The organism is Christiangramia echinicola DSM 19838 (genome assembly GCF_000423065.1).
Classification (GTDB): domain Bacteria; phylum Bacteroidota; class Bacteroidia; order Flavobacteriales; family Flavobacteriaceae; genus Christiangramia; species Christiangramia echinicola.
The window spans coordinates 67,508-86,918 of record NZ_AUHG01000010.1 but is presented as its reverse complement, the minus strand read 5'-3'; the positions used below and the strand labels follow the sequence as shown (position 1 = coordinate 86,918).

The window sequence follows — 19,411 nt, the reverse complement described above, 5'->3', positions numbered from 1 at the left end:
GCTGAAAAGCGGCTTTTACTTTCTCTCAGAAAAAATATATTAATCGACTAAACGTACATCTGTAGCGTTTATTCCTTTTTTTCCTTCTGTTTCTTCGTACTCTACTCTATCACCTTCCTGGAGGGTTTCTCCGTTAAGAGCAGTGATGTGTACGAAAATGTCTCTTTTTGTGTCGTCGTTGGTAATGAATCCATAACCTTTAGATTCATTGAAAAATTTTACTGTGCCTTGCATAAAAATAATAATTAATAAAGCACAAACATAATAGATAATATTTTAGAATCTGCTGAAAATCAGAATTTTTTGTGATTTTTTTATGTTAACGTCCTAATCAATACCGGTCTCTCTCATCTTCTTCATGTTTTCTTCAGAGAGGGTATAATCTTTCAGTTTTTTACCTCTCCATCTAACGACAAGGAAGATAGGCATTAAGATAAAAGCACTTGCCAGTACGGCAATTCCTATAATTCTATCTCCTGTAACCAGGTCATCTGTAAGTCGAAAATAGAATCCAACTCCTATTGCAATAAGGATGGCAATTCCTAAAATTTTCATAAATAATTTCATCTCTTTCTAATATTTTATTGACCAGTATATTTACTAAACGGTCACTTCAATTAATTTTTTCCGGTAGGCGGTAAGCATCTTGGATTTAGAAATAAATCCTACGTATTTACCTTCTTTCACCACCGGTAGATTCCAGGCATCACTTTCCTGAAATTTCTTCATGATCGCTTTCATTCTATCAGTTTCCAGGTAAATAATTTCAGGTGCCTGCTGCATAATATCCTGAACTTTTACTTCGTCATACAGCTTTTCATTGAACATGATAGAACGTATATCATCTAGTAAAATGATGCCCATAAAATTATGGTTTTCATCTACCACCGGAAAAATATTCCGGGAAGATTTTACAACTCCTTCATGAATTACATCACCCAGGTTCATATCAATTCTGAGCGGAATGAAATTCTTCTCGATAACATTTGAAATATTCATCAAAGTTAATACCGTTTGGTCCTTATCGTGAGTTAAAAGATCTCCCCGCTGAGCCAGTTCCATCGTGTATACAGAATGTGGCTGGAATTTACTGGTGATCATATAAGATATGGCTGCAGTGATCATTAGCGGTATAAAAAGTTCATAGCCATGAGTAAGTTCAGCGATAAGGAAAATCGCGGTTAGCGGTGCATGTAGTACCCCGGCCATTAATCCTGCCATGCCTACCAACGTAAAATTACTTACAGAAATAGGATCTTTGAAAATTCCGAGGTTATTCAGAAATAAAGCAAAACCATGACCCAAAGCGCTTCCCATGAACATCACCGGGGCAAAAATACCTCCAACTCCGCCAGCACTTAAAGTAAGAGAAGTAGCCACGATCTTAAAAATCACCAGACCTAATAGAAGAACTATTACAACCCATATACTATCCAGATATGCATTAAATAAATTAGTACCCAGAGCTTCGAGGTAGTTTTCCTGAAGCAGGTTATTTACCACGCTATAACCTTCCCCGTATAATGGCGGAATGAAAAATATAATTAAGCCTAATAGCAATCCACAGGTTATTAATCTTAGGATATTAGACCTGATCCTGGACATTAATCTAGTTAGTCTAAAATGAATGCTGGAGAAATATATTGAAAAGCCAGCGGTTACGATTCCCAATAAAATATAATAAGGCACTTCTGAAACCTTAAATGCGTCTTCTAGCTTAAAAGGCAGAATTATTTCGGTGCCAAAAAAGAAATAGGAGGTAAGCACTGCTGATACTGAGGCTATCAATAATGGTAATAATGAAGCTAGTGTTAGGTCCAGGCTAAAGACTTCTATGGCAAAAATGATCGCCGCAATGGGTGCATTAAAGATCGAAGACATAGCTCCGGCTGCAGCACATCCAATTAATAATGTTCTGGTAGTTTGATTTAAAAGGAATAATCTGGAAAGGTTAGACCCTATGGATGCTCCTGTTGCCACTGTTGGAGCTTCCAGTCCTACAGATCCGCCAAAACCTACGGTAATAGGAGCGGTAATTAAGGAGGAATACATCTGGAAACGTTTCATGATCCCTTTTTGCCTAGAAATGGCATAAAGCGTCGCCGGAATACCCTGACCTACTTTCTTTCTTAAAATGAATTTGAAGATCAGGTAAACTATTAAAAGACCTATTACCGGAAATATAAAATAAAAGGCATTGTGGTAATTTATGATGTTATCACCTTTTAGGAAAACCTGTATAAAATGGGTAAGGTTCTTAATGGTGACAGCACAAATACCGGCGATAAAACCTATCAGGGCACTTATGATCATTAAAAACTGGCGATGGGATAAGTTTCTGGATTTCCAGTTCAAGAATTTGTGCAACAAAGATTTCCTGAATTTCGCCACCGTGATATAATTAGCCTATGAATATAAAAAATCCCGCCTTAAGCGGGATGTTTATTTTTATGATTTCAATTGAAGATGCAACTCATTTAGTTGCTCATTGTCAAGTTTTGCAGGAGCGTCTATCATCACATCTCTACCAGCATTATTTTTAGGGAAGGCGATGAAATCTCTAATACTTTCCTGGCCACCTAATATAGCCACAAGCCTGTCAAATCCAAAGGCAATACCACCGTGTGGAGGAGCACCATACTGAAAAGCATCCATAAGGAAACCGAATTGTTCCTTTGCTTCTTCTGGAGTGAATCCAAGGTATTTGAACATTTGTGATTGAGTCTCCTTATCATGGATTCTTATAGATCCTCCGCCAATTTCGTTACCATTCATTACAAGATCATAAGCGTTTGCTCTAACTTTTCCAGGTTCTGTTTCCAATAGAGCAAAATCTTCTTTCTTTGGAGATGTAAACGGGTGGTGCATTGCGTGGAATCTTTCGGTTTCCTCGTCCCATTCTAAAAGTGGGAAATCTACAACCCATAATGGAGCAAATTCATCAGATTTTCTTAAACCAAGTTCATTTCCTAAATGCATTCTTAAAGCACTTAATTGAGTTCTGGTCTTTGCAGCGTCTCCTGCCATTACCAGGATAAGGTCTCCTGGATTAGCTCCTGTAGCTTCAGCCCAGGATTTCAGATCTTCCTGTGAATAGAATTTATCTACGGAAGATTTCAAACTTCCGTCTTCGTTATATTTCGCCCAAACCAGTCCGTTAGCACCAACTTGAGGTCTTTTAACCCACGAAATAAGATTGTCGATCTCTTTTCTGGTATAGCTTGCGGCACCGGGTACAGCAATTCCAACTACCAGTTCCTGTTGATCAAATACATTAAAGCCTTTATTTTTAGCCAGATCATCTAATTCAGCAAATTCCATCCCGAATCTAATATCTGGTTTGTCATTCCCATATTTCTTCATGGCATCCTCGTAGGTCATTCTTGGGAATTCAGCTACATCAACACCTTTTATCTCTTTCAGCAAATGTCTGGTAAGACCTTCAAAAATATTCAGAATATCTTCCTGGTCAACAAAAGCCATTTCACAATCTATCTGAGTGAATTCTGGCTGACGATCTGCTCTAAGATCTTCATCTCTAAAACACTTTACGATCTGGAAGTATTTATCCATTCCACCAACCATCAATAACTGCTTGAATGTTTGAGGAGATTGAGGAAGAGCATAGAACTGGCCTTCATTCATTCTACTAGGTACAACAAAATCACGTGCACCTTCAGGAGTAGATTTTATTAAATATGGGGTTTCAATTTCTATAAAACCTTCATTAGATAGATAGTTCCTCACTTTCATACCTACCTGATGGCGGAACATAAGCTTGTTCTTTACTGGATTTCTTCTAATATCAAGATACCTGTATTTCATTCTAAGATCCTCACCGCCGTCAGTCTCATCTTCAATCGTAAAGGGAGGCGTTTTAGAAGCATTTAAAATTTTGAAATCTTCTACCAGAACTTCAATTTCTCCTGTAGGGATATTCGGGTTTTTAGACACTCTTTCTATAACGGTACCTTCTACCTGAATAACGAATTCACGAGCCAGACTTCCAGCCTTATCCATCAAATCTTTTGAAGATCGTTCCTCATCAAATATTAACTGAGTTAAACCATAGCGATCACGAAGATCTACCCAGATCATGAAACCTTTATTTCTAACCTTTTGAACCCATCCTGAAAGGGTTACTTTGTTACCGATCTGTTGTGCGCTTAGTTCACCGCAGGTATGACTTCTATACATCTTATCCTTCAAATTTAGAATGGGCACAAAAGTAAGAAGTTAAACACTTTTACTGAACCTTTCCTGATTAAAAATTAAATGAATTTATTTCAATGTTACTTGAGGTTAGTAGTGTAAACTGCTGAAATTCAGTTTAAAACATCTTCAATGTTAACTTAATGTTACGTAAATATTGCGTTTTTGTAAACTTTCGTTATATTTGTAATATTAACCTTAATTGAAAAAGAGCTATGAAGACAATAAAAAATATACTATTAGCAGGTATCTTCCTTGTGGGAGGAGCTGCTATGTCGCAGAATGAAGATGAAAAACCTGTTTTTGAAAATCAGGGAGATTTAATTAAAGGAACGTTTTATTATGAAGATGGAAGTGTTAGACAGGAAGGTACGTACAAGGACGGTAGACTCCACGGAGAGTGGATTTCTTACAACCAGGACGGTAAAAAGACAGCCATCGCGAATTACGAAAATGGTAAGAAAAGCGGGAAATGGTTTTTCTGGTCTGAAGATAAACTTACAGAAGTGGACTACCAAAATAGCGTAATTGCTAGTGTTAATAGCTGGAAAAGCGACAGCTCACTGGTAAGTAATCAATAAATAAAAGAATTTAGAATATAAAAACCCCGAAGCAATGCTTCGGGGTTTTTTTGTTGTCATAACTATAATGAAATTAGCTTCTATTCTGCATATTCTGCTTCTTTGACCTTTGTTCTATCAGTCTCCTCATCTTTGTTACGAATTGAATGTACCCACATTTTAATTCTTATTGCTATATAGAATAAAAGCGGCACTATGATCAAAGTAAGGAAAGTTGCTATTATTAAACCGTAGATCACGGTCCATGCTAATGGCCCCCAGAAGATCACGTTATCTCCACCAAAGTAAATATTAGGGTCAAATTCACTGAAAAGAGTAAAGAAATCCAGGTTAAGGCCTATTGCCAGAGGTATCAATCCTAAAATAGTGGTGATAGCGGTTAGCAATACTGGTCTCAAACGGGCTTTACCAGATCTAATAATGGTAAGTAATAATTCATCTTTAGGTAGAAATTCATCTTCAGGAATTCCCATCCTTAGTTTTTTCCTGTCTATGAGTAGCTGCGCATAATCGAGCAAAACCACACCATTGTTTACCACGATCCCGGCCAGGGAAATAATTCCCATCATGGTCATCATGATCACGAAAGGTGCTCCTGAAATTACAATTCCGCCAAATACCCCGATCAAACTTAAGAAGATCGCGATCATAATGATCAACGGTTTAGATATAGAATTGAACTGGAAGATCAGGATAAGGAATATTAATCCTAATCCGCTGAAGAATGCTCCCATTAAGAAAGCCTGTTGTTTGTTTTGCTCCTCTAACTGACCTGTATAATCTACACTAATATTTTCAGGAATTCCATTAAAATTTCTCATCTCGTTCTGGATCTGGCTTACTGCCGCTCCAGCATCTGTATAACCCGGTGTTAATGCCGAATACACAGTAACTACTCTACGAGTATCTCTATGCTTTATTGCGCTAAATCCAGACTTATTGCTTTTAGAAGTAACGGCAGATAAAGGTATTTCCCTCAATTGCCCTTTGTTGTTCCTAAAGGTTATAGCCTGATTGAATAATGCACTACTATTGTACCTACTATCTTCATCGAATCTTACGTAGATATCATAGTCTTCACCGCCTTCTTTGTAAACTCCTGCTTTGGTCCCGAAGATGGAATTCCTCAATTGCTGACCAACCTGTCCTGCGCTTACTCCAAGTTCACCGGCTTTTTCCCGATCAACTTCAACAAGCATAGAAGGCTTATCTTTATTCACATCAATTTTAAGTTCATCGATAGCAGGGATATTTTTGCTATTAATGAATTTTCGCATTTCTTCTGCTGTTGCGATCAATTCATTATAATCCTCACCTTCCAGTTCGATATTGATCGGTGCTCCCGCAGGCGGTCCATTCTGGTCTTTTTCCACAGAAATAAGCACCCCAGGGTAAATGCCATCTAAGGCTTCCTGAACTTTTTGACGTAAAACCTCACTGTCTTTTCCTCTTCGATATTTATACTCTCTCATAGAGGCGGTGATCTTACCCTTATGAGGCATTTCTGCTGCAGAGCCACCATCTGTTTGTGGATTTCCTGCTCCTTCACCTACCTGGGAAACGGCGCTTTCTACAAGGAAGTTATAGCCGTCATCCATATATTCATCACTATTGAGAATACTATAAACTCGTTCTTCGATCTCCTTAGTGATAGCATTGGTTTTTTCAATCGCAGTTCCTTCAGGATATTCGATATATACAATGATCTGGTTTGGTTTATTATCCGGGAAGAATTCTACCTTGGTTCGTTGAGAGGCCAGCGAAGCTCCAAATGCCATAAATGCGACAATGAGCAGTAGAAAGGTACTTCCAACGATCCAGTATGGACGCTTCTTTTTGAAAGAAGAAGTAAGTCTCCTTTCATACCAGTTTTCAAGCTTAACCAGAAAACCAGTTTGAAATTTATTAGCTGCTTTTCTAAGAAACAATCTGTAGACCCACACCATTATTGCGGTAAAGATCATTAGGGATCCTAATGCACTATATTCGCCCCCAAAAAAGAATATTAATAATCCTATGGTAATAATAATACCTGAAACCCTGATGATGGTTTTTAAAGGCATATTCCTGTCTTCGGTCCGCATAAATTGAGATACCAAGACTGAATTGAAAAATATTGCCACAAATAAGGAGGAACCTAACACTACCGAGAGGGTTATTGGGAAATAGATCATAAACTGTCCCATTAAACCCGGCCATAATCCCAGCGGAATAAATGCAGCTACTGTTGTTGCTGTAGAAATGATAATTGGGAATGCGATCTCACCAATACCTTCCTTGGCTGCTTCCAGCCTGGTATAACCTTCCTCGTCCATGAGTCGGTAAACATTTTCTACGACCACAATTCCATTATCCACCAGCATCCCCAGACCCATAATAAGTCCGAAAAGGATCATAGTGTTCATGGTATAGCCCAATTGATTAAGGATCATAAGGGACATAAACATAGACATGGGGATCGCAAACCCTACGAACAATGCATTCTTGAATCCAAGGAAGAACATTAGTACTGTTACCACCAGGATGATCCCGAAAATGATATTATTAACCAGATCATCTACCTGTCCAATTGTTTTGGAAGACTGGTCATTGGTAATCGATATTTTTAAATTAGAAGGGAAAACATTGGCCTTTGCATCTTCCACGATCTTTTCGACCTTTTCTGCAGCGGCAACCATGTTTTTACCAGACCTCTTTTTTACGTCAAGCATTACTACACTTTCACCATACTCGCGGGCGAAGGTTGTTCGGTCTTTTTCTTTAAAAGTTATATCGGCGATATTCTTTAGATACACATTATCACCGTCTTCAGACTTCACTACAAAATTCTCCAGTTCTTCAGGATCATCAATTTCTCCAAGAATCCTAATCGTTCTTCTTTGACCGCTGGCTTTGTAGTTACCGGCAGACATGGTCATATTCCCATTGCTGATGGCGCTGGTGATATCATTGAAACTTACTGATGAAGCCATCATTTTATAGATGTCTACCGCAACCTCAATTTCCTTTTCCTGTGCTCCACGAATATCTACCTTCTTAATTTCCGGAAGATTTTCAATTTCATCCTCAAGGTATTCACCAAACTCTTTCAATTTCATCACCGGATAGTCTCCAGAAATATTAATATTCAGAATTGGCATTTCCTCAGACATACTGAGCTCGAAAACGTTTGGTTCCACTTTTGCGCCATTAAAGGTAGGCCAGTCTTCTCCAGACGTTTCAGAATCTATTTCATCCTTTACCTTTTGTTTGGCAAGTTCTACCGAGATGTCTTCATCAAACTCAACAGTGATCATCGAGTAGTCTTCCTGAGAAGTAGAAACGATCTCTACTACATTACTTACCGTTTTTAATTTATCCTCTAAGGGATTTGTGATAAGCTTTTCAATATCTTCAGCTGTATTCCCGGGATATAGAGAGCTAACATATATCTTGGTTTCCTTAATTTCCGGGAAACTTTCACGTGGCATACTAAAGTAGGCAGAGATTCCGAAGAATAGAATAAGAATCATACCAATATATATGGTAGTCTTATTCTTTATAGCCCATGATGAAAGAGGAAATTCTTTCTCTAAATGTGTTTTTTTCTTAGCCATAAATGCCTTGTTAGTAATTGATTAATTTTACAGTTTGGCCTTCTTTTACACTACGTGCGCCTTCCTGGATTACCAAATCTCCATCATTAAGTCCTTTTAGAACTTCAATCTTGTCTCCCTGGGTCTTACCAGTTTCTATGATCACCTGCCTGGCGGTTCCTTTTTCATCCTTTACTTCCTGAATAACAAAAAGATATTGTTCACCTTCAGCATTTTCAGATATTATATTTTGAGGAACAAGGATCGCATTTTCATTCGTGTAATCGTTTATCTTTAATCTGGCCGAAAGGTTAGGCTTGATATTTTTGTTCTTATTTGGTACTTCTACTTCGGCATTGAAAGTTCTGTTATTCGGATTAATATAACTACCTGTTTGTCTTACTTTGGTTTCAACAGTTTCACCAAGAACAGGGAAAGTGACTTCTACAGATTTGCCTTCGGTCACATCTGAAATATAATTCTCTGGGACATCGGTCTTAATATACATATCATCGAGGTTAACCAATCTTAAGATCGGTGTTTGACCGGGAGAAACCACATTTCCTTCTTCTGTGATAATATCATCTACAACTCCTGAAAATGGAGCGGTAATTACAGATTTGGAAAGCTGACTTTTCATTTGATTTACGGCATTTACCTGCCCTTCATAGGATGATTTAGCCTGCAAAAACTGAATTTCACTACCAATTTGCTGATCCCATAGACGCTTTTGACGTTCGTAAGTTGTCTTGGCCAGGTCTAGTTGAATTTGCATTTGAGCAAGTTGCTGGCTTAATCCGCCGTCATCAATTTTGGCTAAAGTCTGCCCTTTAGAAACTCTTTGCCCTTCGGTTGCATAAACCCTTTCCAGAACTCCTGCCATTTCCGCATTAAGAACTACATTCTTTTTTGTTTCCACACTTCCCTGAAGTTCCAGGAAATGATTGAACTCCTCAGATTTCACTTCATAAGAGGTGACCAAAGGAATATTTCTTTCGGGATTTATTTCCTTTAATTTACTATCAAGCTGTTTAATTTCGCCTTCTAATGCGACAAGCTGATTAGTTAATTCGTCCCTTTTTTGCTGAATTTTTTCAACATCGTTACTTTCCAGAACAGCTTCTGTGGAGTTCTTTTTTGGTTCTCCGCAGGAAACACCTAGCAAAAGGAGTGAAAGCGAAAGGGTGTAAAATATATTTTTCATTTGTAAGGAGTTAATGTTCTTAATTTTCAGATGAATAAGTTCTTGTGTCTAATAAATTCTCCAGCTCTACTTTTGCTGAAATTACATCCAGCATAGACTGCAGATAGTTTTGCTGGGCAGAATATAGTTGTCGCTGAGCTTCGTTTAATTCAAAACTACTGGCTATTCCTTCAAAGAATTTGATCTGATTTTTATTTTCGATCCTTTCTGCCAACTCAAGGTTTCTAATAGCGTTTTGATAATTTTCTATTGTGAATTCATATTCGCTTTTAGCCATGTTGATCTGTCCCTTTACTTCATTCTCTGTTCGTTCAAGGTCTAAAAGGGCTTGCTCATATTCAATTTCCCGTTGTTTTGTTTTGGAACTTCTCATTCCGCTGCTGAAAATTGGAATATTAAGGCTAACACCTAAAACAGATTGCCCAAAATATTCCTGGTCGCTGTCTAAAAAGGTGAATTTATCGCTGAAGGATTGGTAACCATAATTAACAAATCCAGTAAGCGTAGGTAAGGCCTTGGCTTTCTGAAGTTTCACCTGAATCTGGGCAGATTCAGCTGAATTTTTAGCGATACGGTAATCAATATTTTCTTCTATTGGGATCTGTTCTTCAAGGATAGCAGGTTCATAGAATTTTATCGCTAGCTGGTCAAGATCATCTGTTAGCATTACCTGGTCTTCAACAGGAATCCCAAGACTTAAATTCAACATTTCATAAGAGATCTGTGTCATTCTTTCACTTCTGTTCAAACTGTTTTTAAGGTTTATAAGAGTGATCTCTAATTGTTCTACATCTTCCTGTTCCGTAAGTCCGTTTTCGAAGATCTTTTTAGTATCGTCGTAAGTTTTTTGTAGGGCTTCAACGTTTTTTTCAAGGATTTCGACACTTTCTTCAGCTAGAAGTACATTGCCATAAGCGTTAATAATTGCCTTTTTTATTTCAAGGTCGGTTTTCGTTTTGGCGTTTTTCGAGATCTGTAAAAGTGTTTGTACAGATTGTATCCCAACGATATATGAACCATCAAATATCAACTGACTCCAGGTTGCGGTAGCGTTTACACTTTGTTTAGTTCCAAACCTTACCGGAATAAACCCTTCTGGAGTATTTACCGGAGTGTTATTTCTCTGAACATCATCAAAATATTCCTGAACCACATCTATTGTGCTTTGGGTATTATCAAAAGCTGATGCTGGCAATAAGGTTACTGGTTGTTTAAGGAAATTTTGATAATCTACTGCTCCGCTAATTTGTGGTAATCCCTGCGCAATGATCTCCCATTTTTGTTTCAGAGCGATCTCCACATCTTTTTCAGCGATCCTGGACTGGTAGTTATTTTTAATTCCAAACTCAATTGCTTCTTCCAGGGAAAGGCTGTAAGTGCTTGGTTTTTCTACCTGGGCAGTTAATGCAGCGGTAAATAAAAGTAAAATACTGAATATTTTAAGGGCTTTATTTCTCATTTAAAAGTTCTTCTAGTGTTTCTATTCCTTTTGGAGTGCAAATGGCTCTCAAGTGGTATTCAAGGAAATAATCCATTAATTTTGCGTGGCTATATTTTTCTACCGGAAAAAGATTGGTGTCTTTAATTCCCATCATGCCTACAAAATGAATACGGCTAATAAATTCTATTGGCATATCTTTTCTATAATCGCCACTTTCTATTCCCCTGTTAATATTATCGCTAATACAATTATCTAAAAGTTCAAATTGTTTGTTTTTAAGACTTTCAAATGCCTTGGGGTAATATTTTTGTAGTTGAAAATTAGGAGAGGTTTTCTCATCCTTCAGGTGGTGGATCACAAATCTCTTGATCTCAAAATTTTCTTTTATAGGGTTCTGTTTCTTTTCCCTGATCTGTTCAATCCCGCAATTAATATTCTCAAAAACATGGTGACTGGTGGCTAATACTAATTTACTTTTGGTAGAATAGTGGGTGTAAATGGTTTTTTTTGATATACCCATTCTTTCGGCTATATCATCCATGGTTACACTTTTAAAGCCATAATTGAGAAACATCTCGGCGGCCGTATTTAATATATCATCTCTCACTGTGGAAAAATTTTTGGCAAATTTAGGCTTTGGAAACTTTAAAAACAATAGAAGTTTCCAAAGTTTTACTATTATTTAACATTGGCTTAAAATTTGAAATACTATCAATTATGGTATTTTAGCGGAAAATTTTTTATTTCATGCTTGCCATTTCCCAGTATAGAGAAGCGATAATCGACTATCTGCACGAAAAGATCAGGGTTAAGGAACCTGCTAATTTATATGAGCCAATGGTTTATATACTTGAACAGGGCGGTAAAAGGTTAAGACCTGTCCTGGTCCTTATGGCAACAGAAATTTTTGACTGTGATTACAGGAAAGCTTTAGATGCTGCTTTAGCAATAGAAATATTCCATAATTTTTCGCTTGTTCATGACGATATCATGGACGATGCTCCTATAAGAAGAGGTAAGGAAACAGTTCATGAAAAGTGGGATATCAACACCGGGATACTTTCTGGAGATGCAATGCTTATCAATGCCTACCAGTTATTTGAAAGTTACGAAGGAGAAACTTTTAAAGAGTTGTCTAAACTTTTTACAAAAACTGCCATAGAGGTTTGTGAAGGTCAGCAATATGATATTGACTTTGAGACCTTAGACAATGTGAGTATAGAAGATTATTTAAAGATGATCGAATATAAAACAGCGGTGCTTGTTGGGGCTTCCCTTCAAATGGGTGCGATCGTAGCTGGAACTTCAAATGAATGTAAAGAAGCCATCTATCAATATGGAAGACTGCTTGGAATTGCCTTTCAGCTTCAGGATGATTACCTGGATGCATTTGGAGATCCAGAAACATTCGGGAAACAGCCAGGTGGAGATATTATTGAAAACAAGAAAACTTTCCTTTATTTAAAGACACTCGAGCTTGCAGGTAGAAGTGAAGCATTACAGTTAGAACACTTATATTCTATTTCTCCTGTAGATAATTCCGGAAAAATAGAAGCTGTTAAGGCGCTATTTGAAAGTTCTGGTGCTGCTGAGCTTACCAGGAATGAGATAGAAATTTATACCGAAAAGGCTTTTAAGATCCTGGAGCAAATAGAAATGCCGGAAGATAAAAAAGAGCCTCTGCGTAATTTCGGTCAGATGCTGATGGAGCGTCAGGTGTAGTTTTTCAATATCTCTATAATTTTCAGCTTATTAAACCCTCATTATCAAGCATTGTTAAAATTCCTATAATCCCATAGAGAATTATCATAATGCCTGCAAGCTGTTTTTTTTAAAAATTGTATTTTTGCTATGTTTTCAAAACAAAAGAAACATTGGTTTCAATTTTATGGATAGATTTTCATTTCTAAATGCTGCTCATACTGCATATTTCGCAGAACTTTACGATCAATACTTAAAGCATCCCGATAGTGTGGAGCCCAGTTGGAGGGCTTTTTTCCAGGGATTTGATTTTGGAATGCAACAAGATGGCGTTTCAGAAGAAGTATTAAGTGAGGCTCCTGTAGATTTTTCAGAAGGTGAGATTCCGGCACACGTTATAAAAGAATTTCAGGTAATTCGCTTAATTGACGGTTATCGTACCCGAGGGCATTTATTTACTAAAACCAACCCGGTTCGAGAGCGTAGAAAATATGCTCCAACCCTGGATATTTCCAATTTTGGTCTTGAAGATAGCGATCTTCAGACCACTTTTAATGCAGGAGATATTCTTGGCATTGGACCAACCTCGCTTAAGGAGATCATTAGACATCTTGAAAGCATTTACTGCGAATCTATAGGGATCGAATATATGTACATTCGTAAGCCCGAAGAGATCGAGTGGATTCAGAATAAACTTAATGTTAATGAGAATCATCCTAAATTCGATGAGACAGAGAAGAAACAGATTCTGAAAAAGCTTAATGAAGCGGTTTCTTTTGAATCTTTTCTTCATACCAAATATGTAGGTCAGAAACGTTTTTCACTGGAAGGAGGAGAGAGTCTGATCCCTGCCTTAGACGCGCTTATTGAAAAAGCGGCAGAGTTAGGAGTTAAGGAATTTGTAATGGGAATGGCTCACCGTGGAAGGTTGAACACTCTTACAAATATCTTCGGAAAAAGTGCTAAAGATATCTTTAGTGAATTTGACGGAAAAGATTACGAGCAGGATATTTTTGACGGGGATGTAAAATATCATCTTGGCTGGACTTCATGCCGAACTACCGATAACGGTAACGAAATAAATATAAATATTGCACCAAACCCTTCGCACCTTGAAACTGTAGGTGCCGTAGTAGAGGGTATTGCACGTGCAAAACAGGATCGTCGCTACGAAGGCGATAATTCTAAGGTTCTTCCAATTCTTGTTCATGGTGATGCTGCCATAGCAGGACAGGGACTGGTGTATGAATTAGTACAAATGGCTCAGCTGGAAGGTTATCAAACCGGCGGGACCATTCATATTGTGGTAAATAACCAGATTGGATTTACCACCAATTATCTTGATGCGAGAAGTTCAACATATTGTACAGATGTTGGGAAAGTTACCCTTTCTCCAGTGTTACATGTGAATGCAGATGATGCTGAAGCAGTGGTTCATGCAATTCTTTTTGCATTGGATTTCAGAATGAAATTTAAAAGAGACGTATTTATAGATCTACTTGGCTATAGAAAATACGGTCATAATGAGGGTGATGAGCCTAGATTTACGCAGCCCAAGCTTTATAAGGCTATTTCGAAGCATGAAAATGCTAGAGATATCTATTTTGAGAGGCTTAAGAAAGAAGGAGTCGCAGATGAGGGTTACCTTAAAAAACTTGAGGAATCCTATAAAGCTGCACTAGAAGAAAAACTTGAAGATTCCCGAAAGGAAGAAACTACCAGAATTACTCCATTTATGGAAGATGAATGGGATGGTTTTGAAAATGTTCAGGAAGACGAAATGATGGGGGATGTAGATACCACATTCAACGTTGATAATTTAGATAAGGTAGCCGAAGCCATTTCTCAATTGCCTGAGGGCAAGAAATTCATGAGGAAGATCAAAAAGATCATAGACGGTAGAAAGAAAATGTATTTTGAAGACAATAAGCTGGACTGGTCTATGGCCGAGCATCTCGCTTATGGATCTTTAATGGCTGAAGGTTATAATATTAGAATAAGCGGTCAGGATGTAGAAAGAGGGACTTTCTCTCACCGTCATGCAGTATTAAAAGCTGAAGACAGTGAAGAGGAAATTATCCTGCACAATAATATTAAGGACAGGGACGGAGATTTCTTCATTTATAATTCCCTTCTATCAGAATATGGGGTGGTAGGTTTTGATTATGGTTATGCCATGGCTAGTCCTACGACGCTCGCAATTTGGGAGGCGCAGTTTGGAGATTTCGTAAATGGCGCGCAGATCATGATAGATCAATATATTTCTGCAGCTGAAGATAAGTGGAAACTTCAAAATGGCCTGGTGATGTTATTACCTCATGGTTATGAAGGTCAGGGAGCAGAACACTCTTCAGGTAGAATGGAGCGTTTTCTTCAGCTTTGTGCGAAGGATAATATGTATGTGGCAGATGTTACAACACCAGCCAATATGTTCCATATTTTGAGGAGACAGATGAAGGCGAAATTCAGAAAGCCTTTGATCATATTCACTCCAAAAAGTTTGTTACGTCATTCAAAAGTGATCTCAACCAAAGAGGAATTTGCCAATGGTAGTTTCCAGCCGGTTTTAGATGATCCCGATGCGAAAGAAGATAAAGTTAAAACACTGGTATTCTGTACTGGTAAATTCTATTACGATCTTCTAAAGCATAAAGAGGAGAATGAAAGAGGTGATGTTGCTTTGATAAGAATTGAACAATTATTCCCATTACCTATTTCAAAAATGAAAGAGTTAATGGATAAATATAGTAATGCAGACGATATTGTCTGGGCTCAGGAAGAGCCTCGTAATATGGGAGCATATGCACACTTATTATTGCATTTTGAAGAATCACGCAAATTTAGAGTATGCAGCCGTAAATTTTATGGTTCGCCTGCTGCAGGTAGTTCAGTACGTTTCAAAAAACGTCACGAGCGCGTGATCAATAGTGTATTTGATAAGAATTTAAACGAAGAAGAAAATAATTAAGAATCAATTTCCTGAAATTTCAGGAGAATAAATAGATAACAATCATGGCCTTAGAAATGAAAGTTCCTTCACCCGGGGAAAGCATCACTGAAGTTGAAATAGCTCAGTGGCTGGTAGAAGACGGGGATTACGTTGAAAAAGATCAGGCGGTAGCCGAAGTAGATAGCGATAAAGCTACTCTTGAACTTCCGGCAGAAGCAAGTGGTATTATCACTCTAAAGGCAGAAGAAGGCGATGTAGTAGCAGTAGGGGAAGTAGTTTGTCTTATAGATACTGAAGCTGAAAAGCCGGGTGGCGGAGATAGTTCAGACGATAAACCTGCGGAAGAGGAAGAAAAAGAAAGACAGGAAGAGACTGAGGATAAAAAGGACAGTGATAAGGCAGATGCTAAGACTGAAACTCCTTCCAAATCAAGCACTCCTTCTCAAAAGCAGGATACTTATGCCACTGGAAGTCCATCCCCGGCAGCTAAGAAAATTCTTGATGAAAAAGGGATAGCTTCTAAAGACGTAAAAGGAACAGGACGTGATGGTCGTGTAACTAAAGAGGATGCAGTTGAAGCAAAAGCTTCTATGGGAACCCCTGGAACTGGTACCAGAGGAGAAGAGAAGAAAAAGATGTCTATGTTCCGTCGTAAACTGGCAGAACGTTTAGTAAGCGCTAAGAATGATACTGCGATGCTTACTACTTTTAACGAAGTAGATATGTCTCCAATCTTCGAATTAAGAAAGAAATATAAAGAGGAATTTAAGGATAAACACGGCGTAAGTCTTGGTTTCATGTCCTTTTTTACTTTAGCGGTTATTCGTGCATTAGACGAGTATCCTGCGGTAAACTCTATGATAGATGGAGATTACCAGGTAAGCTATGATTATAAGGATATTAGTATTGCTGTTTCGGGACCTAAAGGACTTACGGTACCTGTTATAAGAAATGCTGAAAACTTAAGTTTCCGTGGAGTGGAAGCAGAGGTAAAACGACTGGCTCTTAGGGCTCGTGACGGAAAGATCACTGTAGATGAAATGACGGGTGGTACTTTTACGATCACAAATGGCGGAGTTTTTGGATCTATGTTATCAACACCAATTATCAACCCTCCACAAAGTGCGATCCTTGGAATGCATAATATTGTAGAAAGACCGGTTGCAATAGATGGTCATGTTGAAATAAGACCTATTATGTATGTAGCTTTATCTTATGATCACAGGATCATTGATGGTAAAGAATCTGTTGGATTCCTGGTTGCGATTAAAGAAGCCTTAGAGAATCCTGAAGAATTACTAATGGATAATGATGTAAAAAGAGCTTTGGAATTATAAGTTATCCGAGGAAATTAGAATAAAAAAAGGGTCTGTAATTGCAGACCCTTTTTTATTCTAACGAAAATTAAAACAAAACTAACAAACGAATAAGATTCAATGCTAAAGTTCCCACCGTTACAACGGCTAGAAGGATATATAAGAACTGTGAGAAGGCTTTAGCTTTGATAATATTTCTTTTTTATTTGAAACTATTCAAATCTACTTTTTAATAGTTTACCAGTCAAAGGGGATTTTTCCCTTTTATTTCAAAAATAAAGCCTTGTTCTTATAATCTATTACTGCTTTGCCTTTTTTGAGAATATCGGCACCAATAATTCCGTGCACTTTTTCAGCTTTGTGGTTAATAAGGGCTTCGTTCACATGCTTAAGATCAAAAAGCACCAGATCCACTTTTTTCTTTTTCCAGCCTTTTATTTCAATCCGATTCTTTTGAGAGATCTGGGTAAGCATATTTGTAGCTCCAGCTCCAGCTGCCTTTATATCACTATCTTCCGGGAGTAGATCAAAATGTTCAATAGTATCTATACCTACACATGTACTGGATGCACCGGTATCAAGAATAAAATTCCCTTCAATATCATTTATCTTGGCAACTACCTCTAGGTGATTGGTTTTTGTGAACTTCATTTTTATGCGATGAAATCCTTTTTCTTCTAATAGCTTCTTTAGTGACATTGCTTTTTTTACAAATATAGGATTATAGGAATAGTTGAAATTGATGATTTTATCTATAAATATTTTAATCTGAAAATTAGAAAAAATACATACTATCTTTGTCGCCTATGAGCACATTGGTACAAATCACCGCTTTACCACAGGAGCAGGAAGATCGCGATCTTTTGCTGAATAGAGCAATTCAAAAATCTAGAATTCGAAAGGACGATATCCAGGACTGGAGAATTAGAAAGCGTTCTATAGATGCTCGAAGAAAACCAGTGAGACTGAACTTGCAGGTTGAAATCTGGAAAAGAGGTGAACAGAAAACTGAAATTTCTTCCTTTGTTTTAAGTGATGTGACAGGAGCTAAAGAAATTGCTATCATCGGTGCTGGTCCTGCTGGTTTATATGCAGCGCTACGTGCGGTTGAGGCAGGTTTGAAACCAATTGTCTTTGAAAGAGGAAAGGATGTTAGATCCAGAAGATTCGACCTGGCTAAGATCAATAAAGAACAGGTCGTGAATCCCGAATCAAATTATTGTTTCGGCGAAGGTGGTGCAGGAACCTATTCTGATGGTAAATTATATACCCGATCTAAAAAACGGGGCAACGTGCTAAAGGCATTGGAATGGTTTGTGAATTTTGGTGCCGATCCTGATATTCTTGTGGATGCTCATCCTCATATAGGGACTAACAAGTTACCAAAGATCATCACCGCAATGCGGGAAGCTATAATTGAAGCTGGTGGGGAAGTGAATTTTAATTCAAAGCTCACAGACCTTAAGATACAGGGAAATAAAATTGACGCTATACAGATCAATGGTGAAAATTGGCGTCCTTTTAATGAGGTTATACTGGCAACAGGTCATTCTGCCCGGGATATTTTCTATCTTTTAGATGACAGAAATATTAAGATCGAGGCTAAGCCATTCGCTTTAGGTGTTCGTATTGAACATCAACAGAAATTAATAGATCATATCCAGTATCACGGGGAAGACGAAAACCCTTATTTGCCCCCGGCATCTTATAGTCTGGTAGAGCAGGTAGACGGGATGGGTGTGTACTCCTTCTGTATGTGTCCTGGTGGAATCATCGCACCTTGCGCTACTTATCAGGAGGAAGTGGTGACCAATGGGTGGAGCCCAAGCAAACGAAATAACCCATATTCCAATTCGGGTATTGTGGTTAGTATAGAACCTTCAGATTTGCCCAATTACAGCCCAGACGATCCTTTTGTTTGTCTGGACTTTCAGAAGTTAGTTGAAAGGAATTGCTGGGAAGCGGCCGGAAAAACACAGCAGGTTCCAGCTCAGCGAATGAAAGATTTTGTAGAAGGAAAGGTTTCAAAGGATTTTCCGAAGACGTCCTATCAACCTGGAATCGTTAGTGTGGATCTTAATAAGGTACTTCCAGATCTTATTGCCCGCCGATTGCGAAAAGCATTTGTTCAATACGGAAAGAAATTGAAGGGTTATTATACAAATGACGCAGTATTACATGCACCGGAAAGCAGGACTTCTTCTCCGGTTTTGATTCCGCGTGATCCTGAATCGTTGGAACATGTAGAGATCAAAGGTCTTTATCCTTGTGGTGAAGGAGCTGGTTATGCCGGTGGTATTATTTCTGCCGCGATTGATGGTATTAATTGCGTGGATGCAATCGCTAGGAAATATACGGAAGTGTAATTAATGAGACCCTGAAATCGAAGATTAGACGAAGTGAAGAATCTCAGGTTCTATTCTTCTATTCA

General features: G+C 38.0%; 14 protein-coding genes. 5 read left to right on the top strand and 9 right to left on the bottom strand.

Features of this window, described 5'->3' with window-relative positions:
* Window positions 1–39: 39 nt before the first annotated feature.
* The 4 genes from G530_RS0100780 to aspS form a co-directional block, all read right to left on the bottom strand.
* Window positions 40–234, bottom strand: coding sequence for a cold-shock protein (locus tag G530_RS0100780; protein WP_026932709.1), 195 nt, complete (start codon window positions 232–234; stop codon window positions 40–42).
* A 93-nt stretch (window positions 235–327) separates the two neighbouring features.
* Window positions 328–555: a hypothetical protein gene (locus G530_RS0100775; RefSeq protein WP_240472116.1), complete on the bottom strand. Its 228-nt coding sequence runs from the start codon at window positions 553–555 to the stop codon at window positions 328–330.
* A 45-nt stretch (window positions 556–600) separates the two neighbouring features.
* Window positions 601–2,391 carry a chloride channel protein gene (locus tag G530_RS0100770; protein ID WP_026932707.1) on the bottom strand — a complete coding sequence of 597 codons (1,791 nt, stop codon included), beginning with the start codon at window positions 2,389–2,391 and terminating at the stop codon, window positions 601–603.
* Between the two features lie 57 nt (window positions 2,392–2,448).
* Window positions 2,449–4,197 carry an aspartate--tRNA ligase gene (gene aspS, locus G530_RS0100765; protein WP_026932706.1) on the bottom strand — a complete coding sequence of 583 codons (1,749 nt, stop codon included), beginning with the start codon at window positions 4,195–4,197 and terminating at the stop codon, window positions 2,449–2,451.
* 230 nt (window positions 4,198–4,427) lie between these two features.
* On the opposite strand from aspS, the gene G530_RS0100760 reads away from it, so the two are divergent.
* Window positions 4,428–4,793 (top strand): toxin-antitoxin system YwqK family antitoxin, encoded by a 366-nt coding sequence (locus G530_RS0100760; RefSeq protein ID WP_026932705.1) that lies wholly within the window; start codon window positions 4,428–4,430, stop codon window positions 4,791–4,793.
* A gap of 80 nt (window positions 4,794–4,873) precedes the next feature.
* Here the strand turns inward: G530_RS0100760 and G530_RS0100755 are convergent, their stop codons facing one another.
* The 4 genes from G530_RS0100755 to G530_RS0100740 are packed head-to-tail and all read right to left on the bottom strand — an operon-like array spanning window position 4,874 to window position 11,620.
* Window positions 4,874–8,389: an efflux RND transporter permease subunit gene (locus G530_RS0100755; protein ID WP_026932704.1), complete on the bottom strand. Its 3,516-nt coding sequence runs from the start codon at window positions 8,387–8,389 to the stop codon at window positions 4,874–4,876.
* A gap of 10 nt (window positions 8,390–8,399) precedes the next feature.
* The gene (locus G530_RS0100750; RefSeq protein WP_026932703.1) at window positions 8,400–9,572 is read right to left on the bottom strand and encodes an efflux RND transporter periplasmic adaptor subunit; all 1,173 of its coding nucleotides are present in this window, start codon (window positions 9,570–9,572) and stop codon (window positions 8,400–8,402) included.
* A gap of 19 nt (window positions 9,573–9,591) precedes the next feature.
* Window positions 9,592–11,031: a TolC family protein gene (locus G530_RS0100745; RefSeq protein ID WP_026932702.1), complete on the bottom strand. Its 1,440-nt coding sequence runs from the start codon at window positions 11,029–11,031 to the stop codon at window positions 9,592–9,594.
* Window positions 11,021–11,620: a TetR/AcrR family transcriptional regulator gene (locus tag G530_RS0100740; protein ID WP_026932701.1), complete on the bottom strand. Its 600-nt coding sequence runs from the start codon at window positions 11,618–11,620 to the stop codon at window positions 11,021–11,023. Before G530_RS0100740 ends, G530_RS0100745 begins: the two co-directional genes overlap by 11 nt.
* A gap of 140 nt (window positions 11,621–11,760) precedes the next feature.
* Here G530_RS0100740 and G530_RS0100735 point away from each other — a divergent pair, with 140 nt between their 5' ends.
* The 3 genes from G530_RS0100735 to odhB all read left to right on the top strand — a co-directional run bounded on the left by G530_RS0100735 (window position 11,761) and on the right by odhB (window position 17,001).
* Entirely contained in the window at window positions 11,761–12,735 is a 975-nt protein-coding gene (locus G530_RS0100735; protein ID WP_026932700.1) for a polyprenyl synthetase family protein, read from the top strand.
* A gap of 166 nt (window positions 12,736–12,901) precedes the next feature.
* Window positions 12,902–15,682: a 2-oxoglutarate dehydrogenase E1 component gene (locus G530_RS0100730; RefSeq protein ID WP_026932699.1), complete on the top strand. Its 2,781-nt coding sequence runs from the start codon at window positions 12,902–12,904 to the stop codon at window positions 15,680–15,682.
* Between the two features lie 44 nt (window positions 15,683–15,726).
* Entirely contained in the window at window positions 15,727–17,001 is a 1,275-nt protein-coding gene (gene odhB / locus G530_RS0100725; protein ID WP_026932698.1) for a 2-oxoglutarate dehydrogenase complex dihydrolipoyllysine-residue succinyltransferase, read from the top strand.
* A 243-nt stretch (window positions 17,002–17,244) separates the two neighbouring features.
* On the opposite strand, the gene G530_RS0100720 is transcribed toward odhB, so the two are convergent.
* A complete protein-coding gene (locus G530_RS0100720) occupies window positions 17,245–17,679 on the bottom strand; it encodes a retropepsin-like aspartic protease (protein WP_026932697.1) in 435 nt (144 codons plus the stop codon).
* Between the two features lie 107 nt (window positions 17,680–17,786).
* Here G530_RS0100720 and G530_RS0100715 point away from each other — a divergent pair, with 107 nt between their 5' ends.
* The gene (locus tag G530_RS0100715) at window positions 17,787–19,346 is read left to right on the top strand and encodes an NAD(P)/FAD-dependent oxidoreductase (protein ID WP_026932696.1); all 1,560 of its coding nucleotides are present in this window, start codon (window positions 17,787–17,789) and stop codon (window positions 19,344–19,346) included.
* The last annotated feature ends 65 nt before the right edge of the window (window positions 19,347–19,411 follow it).

Excerpts from the sequence above, each read along its gene's own strand:
- G530_RS0100750 (WP_026932703.1), bottom strand. The coding sequence starts at position 9,572 with ATGAAAAATATATTTTACACCCTTTCGCTTTCACTCCTTTTGCTAGGT.
- G530_RS0100775 (WP_240472116.1), bottom strand. The coding sequence starts at position 555 with ATGAAAATTTTAGGAATTGCCATCCTTATTGCAATAGGAGTTGGATTC.
- G530_RS0100760 (WP_026932705.1), top strand. The coding sequence starts at position 4,428 with ATGAAGACAATAAAAAATATACTATTAGCAGGTATCTTCCTTGTGGGA.
- G530_RS0100745 (WP_026932702.1), bottom strand. The coding sequence starts at position 11,031 with ATGAGAAATAAAGCCCTTAAAATATTCAGTATTTTACTTTTATTTACC.
- G530_RS0100720 (WP_026932697.1), bottom strand. The coding sequence starts at position 17,679 with ATGTCACTAAAGAAGCTATTAGAAGAAAAAGGATTTCATCGCATAAAA.
- odhB (WP_026932698.1), top strand. The coding sequence starts at position 15,727 with ATGGCCTTAGAAATGAAAGTTCCTTCACCCGGGGAAAGCATCACTGAA.
- G530_RS0100735 (WP_026932700.1), top strand. The coding sequence starts at position 11,761 with ATGCTTGCCATTTCCCAGTATAGAGAAGCGATAATCGACTATCTGCAC.
- G530_RS0100755 (WP_026932704.1), bottom strand. The coding sequence starts at position 8,389 with ATGGCTAAGAAAAAAACACATTTAGAGAAAGAATTTCCTCTTTCATCA.
- G530_RS0100715 (WP_026932696.1), top strand. The coding sequence starts at position 17,787 with ATGAGCACATTGGTACAAATCACCGCTTTACCACAGGAGCAGGAAGAT.
- G530_RS0100730 (WP_026932699.1), top strand. The coding sequence starts at position 12,902 with ATGGATAGATTTTCATTTCTAAATGCTGCTCATACTGCATATTTCGCA.
- aspS (WP_026932706.1), bottom strand. The coding sequence starts at position 4,197 with ATGTATAGAAGTCATACCTGCGGTGAACTAAGCGCACAACAGATCGGT.
- G530_RS0100780 (WP_026932709.1), bottom strand. The coding sequence starts at position 234 with ATGCAAGGCACAGTAAAATTTTTCAATGAATCTAAAGGTTATGGATTC.